Genomic DNA, 16,374 nt, shown 5'->3' with positions numbered 1-16,374 from the left:
AAAACAAAATGCTGCTTTTAACAATATCGAGGGAAAGCCTGCAAGAGGTCAAAATGTATGGATATGCGTGGAAAATTAACTATTTGTAGCCCATTTTTTGTTTGAATGGTGTTGACCAAGATTCTGGGCATAATAGGCGGAGGACAGCTTGGAATGATGCTGACTGAGGCTGCAAAAAAGATGCCTCAGTACATAAGCAAAGTAATCGTGCTTGATCCAACACCCAACTGCTCTGCAGTTCAAGTTGGGGCAGAACAGATTGTTGCGGATTTTAAAAACCCAGAAGCCATAATGGAGCTAGCATCAAAGGTCGACATACTCACATACGAGATAGAGTCAGGCGATAGCGGAATTTTAAAAAAAGCAGAAGAGAAAACTAGCATCAACCCATCCCCAGAAACGCTAAGAATAATTCAAGACAAATTTTTACAAAAATCATTTTTGCAGGAAAACGGAATTCCAGTCACAGAGTTTGTTTCAATAGATTCACTTGACGAGCTAAGAAAGAAGATTACAGGATTTGGATATCCGGCACTGCTAAAAGCAAGAAGAGATGCTTATGATGGCAGGGGAAACTACAAGATCAGATCCGAGGCAGATATGGAAAGAGCATACAATGGATTTATCGGAAAAACCATGATGCTAGAAAAATTCGTTGATTTTAAAATGGAAGTATCAGTCATTGCAGCAAGAAATACATCAGGAGAGATTGCAACCTATCCGGTAGTTGAGAACATACATGAAAATAACATACTACGAATGACAATAGCGCCTGCAAGAGTCTCCTCAGATGTTGCACAGAGGGCAGACAAGGTAGCAAAAAAGACCATGGAAGTACTTCATGGTGCAGGAGTGTTTGGTATAGAGATGTTTGTCACTAGAAATGACAAGATATTGATAAACGAGATTGCTCCGCGAGTTCACAATTCTGGACATCATACACTTCAATCATCAAAAACATCGCAGTTTGAGCAGCATCTGCGAGCAATACTCGGTCTTGAGTTGGGTGAGACGACTTTGCTTTATCCCACAATAATGTACAATATCTTGGGTCCTGACAACATAACTGGAAGATACAAAATTCCAGATCTACATATTGAGAACATGCATTTGAAAATGTATGGAAAAGCGGAATCAAAACCACAAAGAAAACTCGGACATTTTAATTTGGTTGACCAAGACAGGAAGAAAGGAATCGACGGCCTATTAAAAGAAATAGAAGCGATAAAAACAAAGATTGTAGTAATGCCAGCATAAGGCATAGCCATAAAATTTTGACAAGAAGGTTTCTGAAGCAAAACAAGCTAATATACTAGATCTGCAATCAAGTTGTAGGAATTGCATACTCGTGACGACCTTATTACCATGCTAAAGCATTTTGATCTTGAAGAAATAGATGCCAAGCTGTACATTGGTTTGTTGCAGATTGGACCCCTGTCTGTCGGCAATCTGGCTGCCAAGATGGATGTCGAACGAGGAAAGGCATACCGCTCACTTGAAAAGTTAAGAAGTATTGGACTCATAACAACGACACTTAGCAATCCTGTGATTTGTAAGCCGGTTCCACCTCTTGATGCTCTAACCAACATAATTCAACGAAAAGAAAACGAATTCATAACTATGCAAAAAATTGCGAACAAGCTTGCAGACGACCTCAAGGAAATAACAAGAAATACAGACCAAGTAAGTGCAGCATCAGTATCAGTCATTCAGGGCAGGCACAACATATACTCGAAAATTGGTAAGATAATACAAGAATCAAATTCCATTATCTACATTGTTACTACTGCAAAAGATCTAGTTAGGATGTATCATACTTCTATTCCTGAAAAGATAAAAATTTGTAAAGGCGAGGGCGGCGAAATACGTATAGTCACTGACAGTGACGATGCAAGCATGCTGTCAATAATATCCAAGCTTGGCGCAACCGAGATAAGAGTAGGAAAACTTCCATCAAAAAGCAGGATGATAGTAGAGGAGGGCAAGCACTTGATAATGTCCGGAGGAATAAATGAAACCATGGACATGAACGATGATAGCGATTCTGTGCTCGATAGTAACTCTGCAGAAATGGTGGAAAACATGTACAGTTTGTGTGAGCACCTATGGAAGCGTTCACGCGTAATTGAGCAGCTGAAAAAAATGTCAAAATGATGTCATGCATCAATGTTCAGGTAGGGCATTCAAGCTTGTCGTTAAATAAATTCAGAGAAAACCACATACATGCTGGACCAGTCTATTGATTTTATCAGAGTTACGATTGCGCTTGTGATGCTAGGCATTGCGACATCATCAGATATTAAAAAACGTGAGATAAGCGATATTGTATGGATAATCTTCGGAGCTGCCGGAGCAATCATGTTGATATTTTCAGTAGACATTACAGAAGACCTGTTCAAAGTCGGAATTGCTCTGATCGTTGCACCTATTGCGCTCATAATATGGAGAGTGGGCCTTTTTGGTGGTGCAGACGCCTTTGCTCTAATCGCGCTTGCAGTCATTGCGCCAGGTATGACAGTTTTCGAAGGAACCGTTACACCATTTACCACACTGACAAATGCCGTGTTATTATCCATAGTACCAATGTTAGTTAATGCAGTTAGAAACACCATACTTCTTGCCTCAAAACGCAATATCTTTGACGGATTTGAAGAAACCAAGGCAAGAAAGATATTTGCAATGTTCATAGGATACAGGGCTGCAAACCCAAAATTCGGATTCTCTATTGAAAGAATGCAAGGTAAAAAGAAAAAACTAAAGCTGTCCATTCAGCATGCGGAATCGACCCAATTTTGCGAAAAAAAGGATACGTGGATCACACCGGGCATACCATACATGATATTTATTGCCGCAGGATTTGTTGTGCAACTAGTTTTTGGCGACATACTGGCAACCGTTTTTGGTATTTTCTGATATTGTTTTACAAATTTGGTTTGTTTGATAATGACAAACACAAGATAATACCATTCATACGAAAACATATTTTAGCATATGTCCGGACAGACCAGTGATTTTGTAAAATTTTCCAATTTGACAGGCGAGGCCATAAACGAACTTGATCAGGCAAAAAATGAGATTGAAGATAGAAGCAACAAATTACGTGAGCTTGCAATGCAATCAAATGCTCGCTTTAATGAAATTTTCAAAGTTAATACTGAGTTAAAAGAAAAAATCGAATTCTTGCAAAACCTTGCATCCACCCTAAGTCTCAGAAACGAAGAGCTTGAAAAGAAAAACCAAGAGCTAGAAAAACAAAAAGCTGAAAATACCAGACTTGCTGCAGACTTGCGAAGAAATCTGGAAAAAGTAGTTCTTAAGGAAAAGGAAATCGAGATACAACGAGACCAGCTTGAACGACAAGTAAATGAAAAAACGGATGAGCTTCTAAAATCACAAAAGCTTGCCATAATAGGCGAGCTTGCATCAAGGATGGCACACGATCTTAGAAACCCGCTATCCACAATCAAGAACGTTGTAGAATTAATGGAAAATAAACAAAAGATCAGAATTGAGGAAAAACTGATGTATTATGGAAAACTCCACAGAGCAATAGAACGCATCTCGCACCAAGTTGATGACGTTCTTGAATATGGAAAAGCAACTCGTCTCAACCTCCAAACTGAAAACATAGCGAGAATGATAAATCAGATCATATCAGACGGTAATTTTTCACCAAACATCAAATTCAATGTAGAAAAAAGCGAAGTAAAGGTAAATGTCGATATAAGAAAGATGGAAGCTGTGTTTACTAATTTATTCATAAATGCAGCACAGGCAATAAATGAGAATGGCAGTATAACAGTACGAATACTAGACAATGGTCAGAATGTTATGATTGCTGTAGAAGATTCTGGCCCAGGTATACCAGAAGACGCATTACCAAAGATATTCGATCCGTTGTTTACTACGAAACAAACCGGAACTGGGTTAGGACTATCAATTTGCAAAAGGATTGTAGAGCAGCATGGTGGAAGTATTACTGCAAAAAACAATCCGACCACGTTCCTGATCAGATTGCCCAAGAACTTTTAGTCAGTGCAAGCAGAATTTGCAGCTGCCGTTTGTGTTGGCAAATATTGTGAATTTGTCTTTGGTAAACGTTATGTGAAATGACTTTATTTTGCTCTTGTAAAGAAAGTTCTTTTTGCCGTTCTCAGATATCTGACCAGATATGCGAATCAGATTGTTCTCAAGCAGACTACCTATCTTGCGATAAACAGTAGTTGACGGAATTTTTGTCTCGCAAGATATCTGGAGAGCTGACTTTGGTTGTTCCATCACCGTAGAAAGAATCGCCCTTGTATAATTGTCTGAGAATATTTCAAGGGCCTTTTGCTTTTTTTCGTCTTCTTCGATCACCACTTCACGCAGGATGTCATCTTGCAAGATTATTCAGTAATAATACGCGTATGAGGTTATTAAAAATATGTCCAGAGCACTTCCTAGTGCAAACAGATTTGCAGTACGACTTGTGGAATTTCTGAGACCAGCACGATTTATTAATTAATTAAAATCAGTACCGATCGTGGCATTAAAAGCAGCATTAGCAATGACCGGAGTAGCAATAGCACTGCTTGTAATATATGGTGCAGACGTTGCCGTTTCAAAAGGCGCTGAGCATGGATTCCTTCCATTTGATCATATGACTCGTGGTATGGGTCTTGGTGCTCCAGCTATGATCTTACCGATAATAGGATTTTTCATATCAAGAAAGGAACCATCCAAAACACTTGCAGTGATGCTCTTTGTTTCAGGTGTATTAATACTGGTTGGCGGTGCTGCATTTCTCTCAATGTCTCCTGCAGATGCAGAAACGTCACGAAATGTGATGGCCGAAGCAGGGCCACTATTTGCAGTAGGGGCATTTCAAATTGTGCTAGGTGCAATCAAGATAAGAAAATAACATGACATTTTGTGCAAAATGTAGCAAAGACATAGAAAAAACGTACGACTGCGAGCACACACACGAACAGCAATACTGTGTTGAATGCTATACTGAACTTCATTATTACCTCACAGAAGCACCAAATTGTTAGAGATTCAATCTTTCATTCAGTGGATAGCCTCACTGGTCTCAGAGTACCTGTATGCAGGAGTCTTTGCCGCGGCCGTGATTGAGACGGTGTTTCCGCCAATACCTACGATGGCAGTGTTTCCGTTTGCAGGATATATCGCATCCCAGAACAACATGAGTCTGATTGAGGTTATAGGCCTAGGCATTGCAGGTGGTACTGGGGCTACTATCGGCTCTACCGTCATATACATAATATGCATAAAGCTTGGTCGTGTCGCGCTGCTAAGATACCTAAGATATGCGCGAATCACCGACGAGAGACTTGCAAAAATTGAGAAATGGTTTGAAAAACACGGTGATAAGGCAGTATTTTTTGGGAGAATGGTACCAGTTATGCGAGAAATGATTTCCATTCCAGCAGGACTGTTAGGAATGAGACCAATGAAATTTCTCATCTACACCTTTTCCGGCTCTTGCGTGTGGGGCATCGCGTTAACCTTAGTTGGGTATTACTTTGGACTTGTCACAATCGACATAATTTAATTTCGTCACAGTTACAAGACACCATGGAAGCAGAATATACCAAGACGACAAGACCGGATCCGGATTCAGGAGTATACACTGACTATACGCTAAGCCGCAACACGATTTATTGTTGCGAGAAATTCCAAGCCTATTGTAAGAAATTTCCAAGCTGGAGTTATCAAGTAGGAAAATTCACCATAGTCGACTCGATAACCTACGACGGGAACGGACAGATCCCAATAGATTACTGTCCATTTTGCGGCAAGCGTATAAAATACAGGCAACGCAAGGACCAGCCAAAGAAAAGATAGTACACAGGTATTTGCAAGAATTTTAAACCCAGTCATCGTCGAGAATACGTGCAAGCACTGATTTTAGCAGGCGGTCAGGGAAGCAGATTAAAGCCAATCACAGACTACATCCCAAAACCGCTCATTCCAATTAACAATGTGCCAATTATAGAGTGGCAAATAAGGTATCTTAAAAAATTCAAAATTGAAAATGTTGTGATTTGTTCAGGATACAAATCAGAACAGATTCAGAACTATCTCGAGCATAAAAGAAATTTTGGCATAAAGATCCAGCATTCTGTCGAAGATGTACCACTTGGAACTGGCGGAGCCTTAAAAAAGGCAGCAAAGATCATCAAAGACAAGACATTTCTTGTTCTAAACGGCGATGTGATAACTACGATAGACATTACAAAACTGTACAAGACGCCAAACGCTATAGCTTTGGTAGAGCTCAGAACTAGGTTTGGTACTGTGGATTTTGACGGTATGAGAATAAACAATTTTAGAGAAAAAAAACGTGTGCAAAACATATGGATGAATGCCGGAATATACCATTTGGAAAAGAACATTCTAAAGGATCTTCCCAGAAAAGGTGCAATTGAGGACACAGTTTTTTTGGACTATGCAAAAAAAGGAATCCTGTCCGGCGTGTCGTTCAAAGACGCGTTATGGTTTTCAATAGACTCTCACAAAGATCTCGAAGAATGCTCGCATGCGCTTGCTTTCAAATCAATTAAGAAATGAGCAGCATGAAATTATCATACAGTCTTGGTTCACTCCTTTCCGTAAACGAATTACTGTTGTGCGCTAAAAAGACATCATATGCAAAACCTGAAGCAGTATGGGTTCCTGAAACGTGGGGCATGGAGAACTTTTCAATGCTCAGTGCAATTTCTCAAAACACATCCTCAAAAATAGGCTCATCAATAATCAACATTTTTTCACGAAGCCCTGCTCTGATTGCAATGGGGGCTGCCACGGTGGACACCATATCTGAGCAAAGACTCATCTTAGGTCTTGGTACAAGTAGTGTACCGATAGTTGAAGGGCTTCACGGATACAAATTTGAAAAACCACTCACACGAATGCGCGAATACATCGAGATAATCAGGCTCGTACTATCAGGAAAAAAAATAGATTATTCAGGGAAAATATTTCAGTTACGAGGCTTCTCATTACTTATCAAGCCACCAAGACAAGACATTCCAATTTACATAGCTGCCATCAACGAGAAAATGGTGGAACTTGCATGGGAGGTTGCAGATGGCACCATATTCTACCTGAGACCGATATCTGAAATGAAGCAAACCATCGCAAGGATGCAGAAAAAACGCGTATTGGATGTGGCATGTCAGTTCATTACAAGCGTATCCGATGATGAAGAGGTCGCTATGGAAAGGGCTCGGAAAACCCTAGCGTTTTATGTATCCGTGGGCGAGATTTACAGAAAATTTCTTGCAAAAAACGGGTTTAGAAAAGAAACGGATGCAATATTTCAAGAATATCAAAAATCAGGATTAAAACAAAACTATCAGATTGTAACAGATAGAATGTTAGAATCCCTTACAATATGCGGTACGCCAGAAAAGTGTCGTGCTCAGATAAGAACAGTATATGAGGCAGGCATAACACACCCGATAATCCAGTTCAACCCAACAGGGAACGTTGCAGAATCATTTGATCTATTTTTAAAAACATTCAGTGATGTGAATTGAGAGTAGCCATTGCAGGATATAGCACCACACGATTTTCACTAAATGATGTTCCAATCGAGAATGTTCTCACAGACGCCATGCGGATGATTTTTGAGAACGCCCCAAATCTTGAGCAAAAAGATATCGACACAGTTCTTGTATCCACCAATGAAAATAGAAAATATCTTGGCGCTGTGTTAGCAGAAATGGGAGGAATATCACCAAAAATAGCACATAATGTTGAAAGCCTTTGTAACTCGGGCACCAATGCGCTTGTTTCGGCATTCTCATACATAACATCAGGACTTGCTGATGTCGCACTTGTAGTGGGTGCAGAGAGATTCGACAGTCCGGGACAGGTTTTGGATTGGGATATAACAAGGGGCGAATACAACCATCCGATATTTTGGGCATCCATGTTTGCAAAGGCACACAAACGCAAATACGGGACAACCGATGAACAGATTGCCAAGGTATCTGCGATAAACCACGCTAACGCCAAGAGCAATCCAAATGCATACGTATCCAAAAACTATACACTTGAAGAAATCATGAACTCAAAGAAGATAACCGAGGACCTAAGATTGCTGGACTGCTCAAGGCCGTGTACGGGAGGTGCCGGAGTACTGCTTGTCTCTGAGAACATTGCCAAAAAGATTACCGATTTGCCAGTTTGGGTGTCAGGTATAGGACACAGAACGATCTCTGCGAGCTTTGCAAAAAACGATCTTACAACGCTAGAGTCAACAAAAGATGCAGCAAATCAGGCACTAGTGATGGCAGAAGTCAGCACAGAACAAATAGATGTGCTTGAAGTACATGATGCATTCTCAATCTGCGAGATAATGATATTGGAAGATATCGGTATTGTGGAAAAGGGCGATGGTGGAAAGTACACGTCCGAGCTATACAGCACAGCAAGCAAGAAGGTGAACCCAAGAGGCGGTCTTATAGGCAGCGGACACCCGCTTGGTGCGACTGGGCTTGCACAAGTAGCTGAGATTGCACAACAGCTGCAGCAAAAGGCTGGAAAACGTCAGGTAGAGGGAGCAAAAATAGGTCTTGTTCACAACATGTCAGCTGCTGCCACCTCTTCCACAGTACTGGTGCTAAGTTCATGAATCCGTTTGAAGAAGGGCTCAAAAATGGCAAGCTTCTTGCAGGCCATTGCACAAGATGCAAGAATATAGTGTGGCCGCCAAGCGAGTTTTGTAGTAGGTGTTTTGGTAGAACAAAATGGGATGAAATCAAAGAACATGGAATTTTGTTAGAATACTCATCAAAAGACGGAAAGTCATTTGGGATAGTAGAGTTTGGAACGATTCGTATGATGGGGACCATTTCTAATCCTGAAAGGGCAAGACCTGGGAGCCGTGTCAAACTAATAGAGTGTGGATTTGACAAGACTCCTCAGATCACGTTTTCTGTTATCTAGTCAATACTTGACTACATAGCTGGTAATATCACAATAACCTGTTTACTATAAGATGCGACAAACAAATTACATGGAAGTCAGAAATTGAAATCAGCACCAGATCTAAAAAAAACGGGAAAAACTAGCAAAGACAATAAAAAGATCGCAAGAACAAGAAGACAGCGAGGATACCACTGGGAGGACACGTTAGTAAAAAGATTCAATGGCCTTGAAGACTGGAAGGCGTTTAGACTGGGCTCGCCAAGTGTAGCCTTGCCAGACATACTTGCGGTGAGCACATCTAATAGCACGATTTTTACAATCGAGGCAAAATCGGGCACTACTAACTCGCTCGTTGTACCATACGACCAAGTTCAAAGGTGCATGAGGTGGGTCAATACGTTCGAGTTATACAGAATACGGAAGGTCATTTTTGCATTCAAATTTCTCTCAAAAAAGCGAATAGGGCTTGGCCAATACGAGAAAAGGGAATTAAGGGAATATTACAAGGTATGGGATGCATCATACGAGCCGGTTGATTTTGCATGTAATTATGACGGGACAACGTATCTTATCGGAGATGGGAAAAGACAGAGAATTGAGTTAAAAGACTACACTATGCCATTTAATGCAAAACATGCAAAGATGGGCAGGTTAGCTGAAATCCAGTGCCAACAGGCCTAGGCACGAATAATTCTTTAAATTACTGAGAGAAGATAATGTCAGTATGAGCTTTGAGGATTTTGTAGACGAACGAATGTTAGTAAGCCACAATGTGTTTGGCAACAAGGAAATGAAGATAAAGATACTCGAAGTCTCAGATGAGCACCCTCCAGTCCAGTGGAAGTTCGGGGACAGAGTCAAGGTAAACAAGATACTTGTAACGATAAAGCATCTTGGGACACAGCAGATTGAGGAAGGCGAGTTTGATATAGAGGCAATTGAAAAAGAGCTACGTGAGAGAAGCCATTACACTTCTACCAACAGATGGGTTTCTGTTAATGACATCAAAAATGGATTTGTGGTAAACACAAAACATTATTCCCTGATAAGCGATGCAGTGGCACTGGAATATATCACGTTCTAATGGAGCCGTAGATATTCTAACAGGCATCACACATAACATATGAGAACGAATCCGTTATTTCCTAGTGTCTTTTTTCTTCTCATATCCTGCAGTTTGTTTTTTGAGGCAGGCACGTATGCATATGGGCAAGAACATCTGTCTGAGCCTGAAATGCTCCAGGGCGGCAAGAATGTCTTAAAGATGATATTTTTAGACCTTGGAACAAAAGGCGAGTCGATTTTGGTTATTTTCCCAAACAACAGTACAATGCTAGTTGATGGTGGAATGCCAAGCTCATACAAGATATTAGAATCGATGCTAAAACAGCATGCAATATCACAGATAGACGTAATGGTAGGCACTCATGCAGACCAGGATCATATTGCCGGCCTGACACAAGTTCTTGAAGATCCTGACTTTGAGGTAGAAAAATTGCTCATATCCCATGTACCGAGTAACACTGCAACGTATAGAAAATTCCTTGAAAAAACAGCTGAAAGAGGCATTGTACCCCAAATAGTATTCAGCGGTCATGCAATAGATATAGATGATTTGGTAAGAGTTAGGGTTCTCAGCCCTCCTTTAGAAGGCATTTCAGAGGGACCAAATGCAAGCTTGTCGAATTCAAATGCGCTAGTGATTCTAATCGAATACGGCAACATCTCGTTTCTTCTGACCTCGGATGCTACGCATATGACTGAAAGATGGCTGGTTGATAGATACGATCTTGACATAGACATAATGAATGGACCGCATCATGGCTCAAAATACTCTAGCACTGACGAATTTATAGACAAAGTCACGCCGCAGCTAGTGATCTTTTCGGCAGACAGCGATAATGAATATGGTCATCCACACAAGGAAACAATCGAAAGATACACATCACGAAATATCAATTATCATCAAACAGGCACGGATGGAAATATAATAATAATGACTGACGGGACTGGATGCTCGCTTGTTTTAGCAAACGTTGAACAACCTTGCTATGCAGGCGTACAGACTGTTCCAGAATTCCCACTATCTGTTTTGATCTTTGCGGCATCTGTTACTTTTGTATTGATTGCAACCAAGTACAGGCATGCCTTTAACCGACCCCGAAGTAACAAATGAACATCAAGGGGCAAAAATCCAAGCGCAAACTATAAGAAAGTATACGGAAAAGACCAAATCATGATTACCAAGGAGATCTCAATTAATGGTACCGATTATCGTCTCACGCTAACTGATCAGCTAGTAAACCAGGTCAACAATCTAAAATCATTATACAGTGCAGCGTATGAAGACCCCGAAAGTTTTGAGCAGGTCAGCTCTGAGATTTCCACTGCCATAAACGAGATAGCTGCCCAGGCAGATCCCCCAGTACAGGATGATGACCTTGACGGATTCATTCAGGAAATAATCAGGACCGTAGACAAGAAAGAGGAAGAAATGCAGGAAGAGCTTACTGGAAAGCCGGCAAAATCGAAAAAAGAGTCAAAGCCAGAACCTAAGGCAAAATCTAAATCAAAAAAATAACACCATTTGAGCACAAAATCAGCAAAAAATATGCAGTTTTAGTTATATTCTAGAAAAGACAATGGTAATCATGCAAACTCATTGCGAATGTGGCATATGCGGTCATTATGAAGAAAAAGAGTGTATAGAAAAAGAATGCAAGTGCTGCATAAACTTCCATGTTCGTTCAGGTGCAAAAAAAACCCATTAAAATACTTTGTACAGTCATCTACACCAATGACAAAAATCGAAACAGTCATGGAATTTAAGAATGTCATACAGACAAATTTTGGCTTTATTGTAGTTTCAAACGAGCAGTCAAATACGGTGCATCAAAGCAGGTGTTCTACGCTTAATGACAAGTTTGCCGAGGTAGGCAACACGTTTCACTGGTTTGCCACAATTGCGCTAGCAGAAAAATCGTTCAAAACTACGGCATGCGATACGTGTAAGCCAGAATAATTTACGACTTGTAGCAGCTACAGCCTTTTGACCAGTGCCTTGAGCAGCCAAAGACTTTGTGGTCTTTGCATCCACATATGACACATTTTTTCTCTTTCAAGCTATTCCTTCTGCCTCAGAATCAGCTTGATGTGACCTATTAGGTTTTTCTCATCCAGTGCATCAAGTATGGTAAGTCGGAGGTTCTTCAATCGCAATGGATCCTCCGAGTATAGTAAGGACATTATTTCAATTTCCCTGAGAAATTCGTGGTTCTCAAGATAGTAAAATAGCGGAGACAGTATATGCTCATACTCTGAAAGATCGTCCTTGTTTGTTTGAAACTTGCTGCCTAGTGCCTGCAACAATCCTGTGATTTTTGCAATCTCTCTTTTTATTATATCAAGATCGCCTGGCTTGTCACGCAAGTTTTGCAACAATGTATGTGAGTCATCGATTTGTTTGAGAACTCCCCTTATGTACTCGTCAAACGATACCATTTTCATTGTCTTTACTCTCACCATTCAAAAAGCTTGGCTCATGCGGTTATGCATATCGGTTCAAATTTAAACTAGTGATCTATATTTTCAGAATAGATTGAATGAGAGTGCGTTCTTAAAGTGCATAAACCCATCCTGTGGTCTGGAGTATCCCATTTACTCAAAAAACATCGAGTGTGAAAGAGGACACCTGCTTGACGTAAAGTACAAAAAGACACCATCGACTGAGCTAAAGGAATTATTCTATACCAGAAGAAACCCGCAAGGAAGCATATTTAATGAAAGTGGGGTGTGGCGTTTTAGAGAGCTGTTAAACTTTTGCCAAATTGACACCTCAAATCAAGAAGAATGTTCAAAATATCTTGTATCACTTGACGGTGCGGAAGGAAGACAATCAAAACCATACCAGATGTCAAAGGTCGCAGATTTTGTTGGTGCAAGTCACAGTGGGTTGTGGCTGCAGCCAGAAGGGTACAATCCCAGCGGATCGTTCAAGGACAACGGTATGTCAACTGCAGTAACACATGCAAAGCTCATTGGGGCAAAAAAACTCATCTGTGCATCAACCGGCAACACGTCCGCTGCGGCTGCAATGTATGCGGCAAACGAGAATATGGAATGTGACGTGTACATTCCAGCAGGCCAGATTGCTCCTGGCAAGCTTTCGCAAGCATACCAGTTTGGAGCCCAGATAGTACAGGTGCAAGGAAACTTTGATGATGCACTTGCAAAATCACTTGACGATGCAAAACATCATGATGGGTATACTGTAAACTCGGTAAACCCGTTCAGAATAGAAGGGCAAAAAACAATCCCATACAGGGCTATAGAATACCTTAATTGGAATCCACCAGACTGGATTGTGTATCCTGGAGGTGCACTAGGCAACATATCAAGTTGCGGTAAGGCACTTATGGAGTTATACGAATGGGGATGGATAAAGAAAATTCCAAGAATTGCAGTCATAAATTCAGAAGGCGCAAGCACACTCTACGATTTGTATAACGGCAATTTTGAGGAAACAGAGCTTAGATGGAATAAAGGCAGCCCAGACACCGGCCTGATTGAAAGATACTACAAGCACCTTGACAGTAAAGGAATCAGGCCTAAGACAAAAGCAACTGCAATACAGATAGGCAGGCCTGCAAACATACTCAAAGGACTCAGAGCACTTGAGTTTACCAATGGCATAGTTGAAAAAGTCTCAGATGCGGAAATGATGGATGGTATGTCCATAGTAGGTCTAAATGGATTTGATTGTGAGATGGCATCTGGTGCATCTCCCGCGGGAATAAAAAAGCTCATAGAAAAAGAAGTAATCAAAAAAGACGATGTGGTAGTTGGGATATTGACTGGGAGGCAGAAGGATTCCAGTCTGCCAGTAGATTATCACAATAATCCGCAAAACAGATTTGCAATACCTCCACGTGGCTAGTCAGCAACATACCAATACGCTTTGCCTTAAATACGAAATAATTTACTGCTACGCTAATCCTTAAAAGACAGTCTTGGAAAAAATTAACATCTAAAAATGTGGTGGATACAGCAGTAGATGAATAACAAAAAGTGTTATTCAAATATGTTCTTGGGGAGAAGTAGATGGCAGATTTAACATTAGAAATAGTACTGCTTGCAATTCTAATTGGACTTTCTGCCTTTTTTAGCGGCCTTGAGGTAGCGCTGGTCAGTATCAGAAAATCCACAATTCTAAAACTGCTAAATGAGAAAGCCAAGGGGGCAAAAGCGTTACACAAACTAAAGAACAACCCAGGATGGATGATGTCAAGCGTCAACTTGGGGAACAACATGGTAAATGTTGGATCATCAGCACTTGCAACCAGTATAGCAATCAGAATTTTTGGCAATGACGGTCTTGGTATAGCAGTAGGAGTTATGACATTTCTCATTCTTGTCTTCGGTGAAATCACACCAAAGACATACTGTAATGCAAACGCCACCAAGATAGCACTCAGGTTCGCGCCAGTACTTTTAGCATTCAGCTATATTTTTTATCCCGTCGTGAAAATGCTTGAGGCAATTACTAAAGGCATAGTCAAGCTCACTGGGAGCAGCTACCTTCCTCCGCCATTAACGGAAGAAGAGATAAAGGGCGTAATCGACCAAGGGCTCACAGATAAGGCAATAGAACATGATGAGCGAGAGCTAGTTCACGGTGCACTGAAATTTGACGACACAGTCGTACGCGCAGTTATGACTCCCAGAACTAAAATGTTCACCCTGCCCGCAAAGATGATGCTCTTTGAAGCATTACCAATAATCAATCACAACGGGCATTCCAGAATACCAATCTACGGCTCAAACAAAGACGATATAGTTGGCTTTGTACACGTCAGAGACGTCCTAATAGAGCTGGAAAAGGACAACAAGATGATCCCACTACAAAAGATCTCAAGAGAACCAGTCTTTGTATCTCAGGAAAAGATGGTAAGCTCACTACTAAAGGAGATGAAAGGAAGAAAGACACACATGGCAATAGTAGTAGACGAATTTGGCGGAATAGAAGGACTTGTCACATTAGAAGACCTGCTCGAAGAGATCGTCGGTGAGATTGAAGACGAATCCGACATACCGCTTTTCGAGTATCAGAAAGTGGATGAGAACACCATAATAACTACAGGTGATATTGACATCAACAAAATAAACAAGATTTTCAAGACGAATGTGCCAGTGGGGGATAACTATGCATCACTTAGTGGACTGTTGCATGAAAAGCTAAAAGATATACCCCAAGAAGGCGACAAAATCGAGATTGACTCTCTTAAGATAACCGTCGAAAAAGTAACAAAGAACATGCCGGAAAAGGTCAGAATACAGAAGATAAAGAACTAGACTTTCTTTGCAAAGTATTCTTCTAGTAGTCGTTTCTTTTCTGCCATGTGGAACAGACTTTCTGTGTGAGCAAATGCTTCTTCGTATGGTTTTTGGAATAACATAGCTTGCATGAGGATATGGTTTTCAGGTATCACTATCCCCGTTTGATCATCAGAGTACATCATCTTCACGGTATCACCGATACACTCTAGCATATTTGCGTGAATGTGTATCATGTTGGTGTCTTTGAAGCTGAATTTCATTGATTCGGCTGCATCGCGAATTTGTTTTGTTCCCTTTGCAGTCCACAACGTCGCAACGCCATACTCATTTTTGAAAAGATCCAAGATTTCATCAGGTTTTGGTGCAATATCCTTGAACCGGATATTCATTATGTGCAGATGCATCTGTCTTGTAGGTACCTTGATGACTTGTAAAAACAGTGGCGTCTTTTCTCCCATGTAAAACTTTACGTCGTCCCCATGGTGTGGGTTAGGCGTCCATTCGATAGTGTCAGGAACTGTCTTTTCAGTCTGCTCTAAATCTGCCCATCGTCTGACAAGTATTCCATCAAAGCGAACTATTTGTGAGCCGTACTTTTCACGCAGAGGCTGGAGGATTCTTCCCATTCCAGTCACATTACAGCTTCCTTGCATTACGTGTCTTTTACCAAAGGCTTCCTTGTAGTTGACGCGTGAATTAAACAGTAAATCCGAGACACGCTCATCGCCAAAGACGGACTCGCCGCCTTGGTATATTGCCATGACATTCTTTGGTTCATACAGCTGTTTTTTGTTCACATATCCGGTGCCGCCAGGTGCTGCATCAACTACTAGATCGGAACTTGCTACTGCTGACTCGATAGTTCCTTTTATCTTGTAATTTTTAAAAGAGTCAATCTTTTTTTCAGGCACATAAACATCAAATCCTCGAGATATTGCGTCCTGAACTTTATCATCTGGAGAATATTTTCCCACGCCTACTACGGTAATCTCAGGATCGTCTTTGATAAACTGGGCAAGGCGACTTCCAATGGAACCATACCCATTGATAAAAACTCGCTTCATGTTTTCCACCAAGGTGTGGCATTTATTTAGA

The 16,374-nt window shown here is 40.9% G+C and carries 21 protein-coding genes; 18 read left to right on the top strand and 3 right to left on the bottom strand.

What is annotated here, in order from left to right; translation table 11 throughout:
• Positions 1–105: 105 nt before the first annotated feature.
• The 4 genes from purK to NITUZ_RS04000 all read left to right on the top strand — a co-directional run bounded on the left by purK (position 106) and on the right by NITUZ_RS04000 (position 4,032).
• Complete coding sequence (purK, locus tag NITUZ_RS04015; RefSeq protein ID WP_048195542.1) at positions 106–1,257, top strand: 5-(carboxyamino)imidazole ribonucleotide synthase; 1,152 nt, start codon at positions 106–108, stop codon at positions 1,255–1,257.
• Positions 1,258–1,338: 81 nt separating this feature from the next.
• On the top strand, positions 1,339–2,154 hold the full coding sequence (locus NITUZ_RS04010; RefSeq protein ID WP_048195540.1) for a TrmB family transcriptional regulator: 816 nt from the start codon (positions 1,339–1,341) through the stop codon (positions 2,152–2,154).
• A gap of 69 nt (positions 2,155–2,223) precedes the next feature.
• Entirely contained in the window at positions 2,224–2,913 is a 690-nt protein-coding gene (locus NITUZ_RS04005; protein WP_048195538.1) for an A24 family peptidase C-terminal domain-containing protein, read from the top strand.
• Between the two features lie 78 nt (positions 2,914–2,991).
• Positions 2,992–4,032, top strand: coding sequence for a sensor histidine kinase (locus NITUZ_RS04000; protein ID WP_052370065.1), 1,041 nt, complete (start codon positions 2,992–2,994; stop codon positions 4,030–4,032).
• Here the strand turns inward: NITUZ_RS04000 and NITUZ_RS03995 are convergent, their stop codons facing one another.
• Positions 4,033–4,386 (bottom strand): winged helix-turn-helix domain-containing protein, encoded by a 354-nt coding sequence (locus NITUZ_RS03995; RefSeq protein WP_048195537.1) that lies wholly within the window; start codon positions 4,384–4,386, stop codon positions 4,033–4,035. It lies immediately after the preceding gene.
• A 139-nt stretch (positions 4,387–4,525) separates the two neighbouring features.
• Between NITUZ_RS03995 and NITUZ_RS03990 the strand changes: the two genes are divergently transcribed.
• The 12 genes from NITUZ_RS03990 to NITUZ_RS03935 all read left to right on the top strand — a co-directional run bounded on the left by NITUZ_RS03990 (position 4,526) and on the right by NITUZ_RS03935 (position 11,965).
• Positions 4,526–4,903, top strand: a complete 378-nt coding sequence (locus NITUZ_RS03990; protein WP_048195531.1) for a hypothetical protein — start codon at positions 4,526–4,528, stop codon at positions 4,901–4,903.
• A gap of 126 nt (positions 4,904–5,029) precedes the next feature.
• A complete protein-coding gene (locus NITUZ_RS03985; RefSeq protein ID WP_048195529.1) occupies positions 5,030–5,557 on the top strand; it encodes a DedA family protein in 528 nt (175 codons plus the stop codon).
• Between the two features lie 23 nt (positions 5,558–5,580).
• Positions 5,581–5,850: a hypothetical protein gene (locus NITUZ_RS03980; protein ID WP_048195527.1), complete on the top strand. Its 270-nt coding sequence runs from the start codon at positions 5,581–5,583 to the stop codon at positions 5,848–5,850.
• Between the two features lie 48 nt (positions 5,851–5,898).
• Positions 5,899–6,576 (top strand): nucleotidyltransferase family protein, encoded by a 678-nt coding sequence (locus tag NITUZ_RS03975; RefSeq protein ID WP_048195525.1) that lies wholly within the window; start codon positions 5,899–5,901, stop codon positions 6,574–6,576.
• Positions 6,577–6,581: 5 nt separating this feature from the next.
• Positions 6,582–7,547 (top strand): LLM class flavin-dependent oxidoreductase, encoded by a 966-nt coding sequence (locus tag NITUZ_RS03970; RefSeq protein ID WP_048196051.1) that lies wholly within the window; start codon positions 6,582–6,584, stop codon positions 7,545–7,547.
• Positions 7,544–8,647 carry a thiolase family protein gene (locus NITUZ_RS03965; RefSeq protein ID WP_048195520.1) on the top strand — a complete coding sequence of 368 codons (1,104 nt, stop codon included), beginning with the start codon at positions 7,544–7,546 and terminating at the stop codon, positions 8,645–8,647. The genes NITUZ_RS03970 and NITUZ_RS03965 overlap by 4 nt, the downstream gene beginning before the upstream one ends.
• Positions 8,644–8,961 (top strand): Zn-ribbon domain-containing OB-fold protein, encoded by a 318-nt coding sequence (locus NITUZ_RS03960; protein WP_048195516.1) that lies wholly within the window; start codon positions 8,644–8,646, stop codon positions 8,959–8,961. Before NITUZ_RS03965 ends, NITUZ_RS03960 begins: the two co-directional genes overlap by 4 nt.
• Positions 8,962–9,045: 84 nt before the next feature.
• The gene (locus NITUZ_RS03955) at positions 9,046–9,624 is read left to right on the top strand and encodes a resolvase (RefSeq protein WP_048195513.1); all 579 of its coding nucleotides are present in this window, start codon (positions 9,046–9,048) and stop codon (positions 9,622–9,624) included.
• 43 nt (positions 9,625–9,667) lie between these two features.
• On the top strand, positions 9,668–10,027 hold the full coding sequence (locus NITUZ_RS03950) for a hypothetical protein (protein ID WP_048195510.1): 360 nt from the start codon (positions 9,668–9,670) through the stop codon (positions 10,025–10,027).
• A gap of 39 nt (positions 10,028–10,066) precedes the next feature.
• Positions 10,067–11,119, top strand: a complete 1,053-nt coding sequence (locus tag NITUZ_RS03945) for a ComEC/Rec2 family competence protein (protein WP_081844854.1) — start codon at positions 10,067–10,069, stop codon at positions 11,117–11,119.
• 60 nt (positions 11,120–11,179) lie between these two features.
• Positions 11,180–11,524 (top strand): hypothetical protein, encoded by a 345-nt coding sequence (locus NITUZ_RS03940; RefSeq protein ID WP_048195506.1) that lies wholly within the window; start codon positions 11,180–11,182, stop codon positions 11,522–11,524.
• A 216-nt stretch (positions 11,525–11,740) separates the two neighbouring features.
• Entirely contained in the window at positions 11,741–11,965 is a 225-nt protein-coding gene (locus tag NITUZ_RS03935; protein WP_081844853.1) for a hypothetical protein, read from the top strand.
• 101 nt (positions 11,966–12,066) lie between these two features.
• Here NITUZ_RS03935 and NITUZ_RS03930 read toward each other — a convergent pair whose 3' ends face one another.
• A complete protein-coding gene (locus NITUZ_RS03930; RefSeq protein WP_155991324.1) occupies positions 12,067–12,465 on the bottom strand; it encodes a hypothetical protein in 399 nt (132 codons plus the stop codon).
• Between the two features lie 76 nt (positions 12,466–12,541).
• Between NITUZ_RS03930 and thrC the strand changes: the two genes are divergently transcribed.
• A complete protein-coding gene (thrC, locus tag NITUZ_RS03925) occupies positions 12,542–13,879 on the top strand; it encodes a threonine synthase (protein WP_048195502.1) in 1,338 nt (445 codons plus the stop codon).
• 164 nt (positions 13,880–14,043) lie between these two features.
• Complete coding sequence (locus NITUZ_RS03920) at positions 14,044–15,294, top strand: hemolysin family protein (protein ID WP_048195500.1); 1,251 nt, start codon at positions 14,044–14,046, stop codon at positions 15,292–15,294.
• On the opposite strand, the gene NITUZ_RS03915 is transcribed toward NITUZ_RS03920, so the two are convergent.
• Positions 15,291–16,343, bottom strand: a complete 1,053-nt coding sequence (locus tag NITUZ_RS03915; protein WP_048195499.1) for a type II glyceraldehyde-3-phosphate dehydrogenase — start codon at positions 16,341–16,343, stop codon at positions 15,291–15,293. The genes NITUZ_RS03920 and NITUZ_RS03915 overlap by 4 nt on opposite strands.
• Positions 16,344–16,374 lie beyond the last annotated feature (31 nt).

It is taken from the genome of Candidatus Nitrosotenuis uzonensis (assembly GCF_000723185.1).
Classification (GTDB): Archaea; Thermoproteota; Nitrososphaeria; order Nitrososphaerales; family Nitrosopumilaceae; genus Nitrosotenuis; species Nitrosotenuis uzonensis.
The sequence above is the reverse complement of the archived record's forward strand: the minus strand, read 5'-3'. Positions and strand labels throughout refer to the sequence as shown.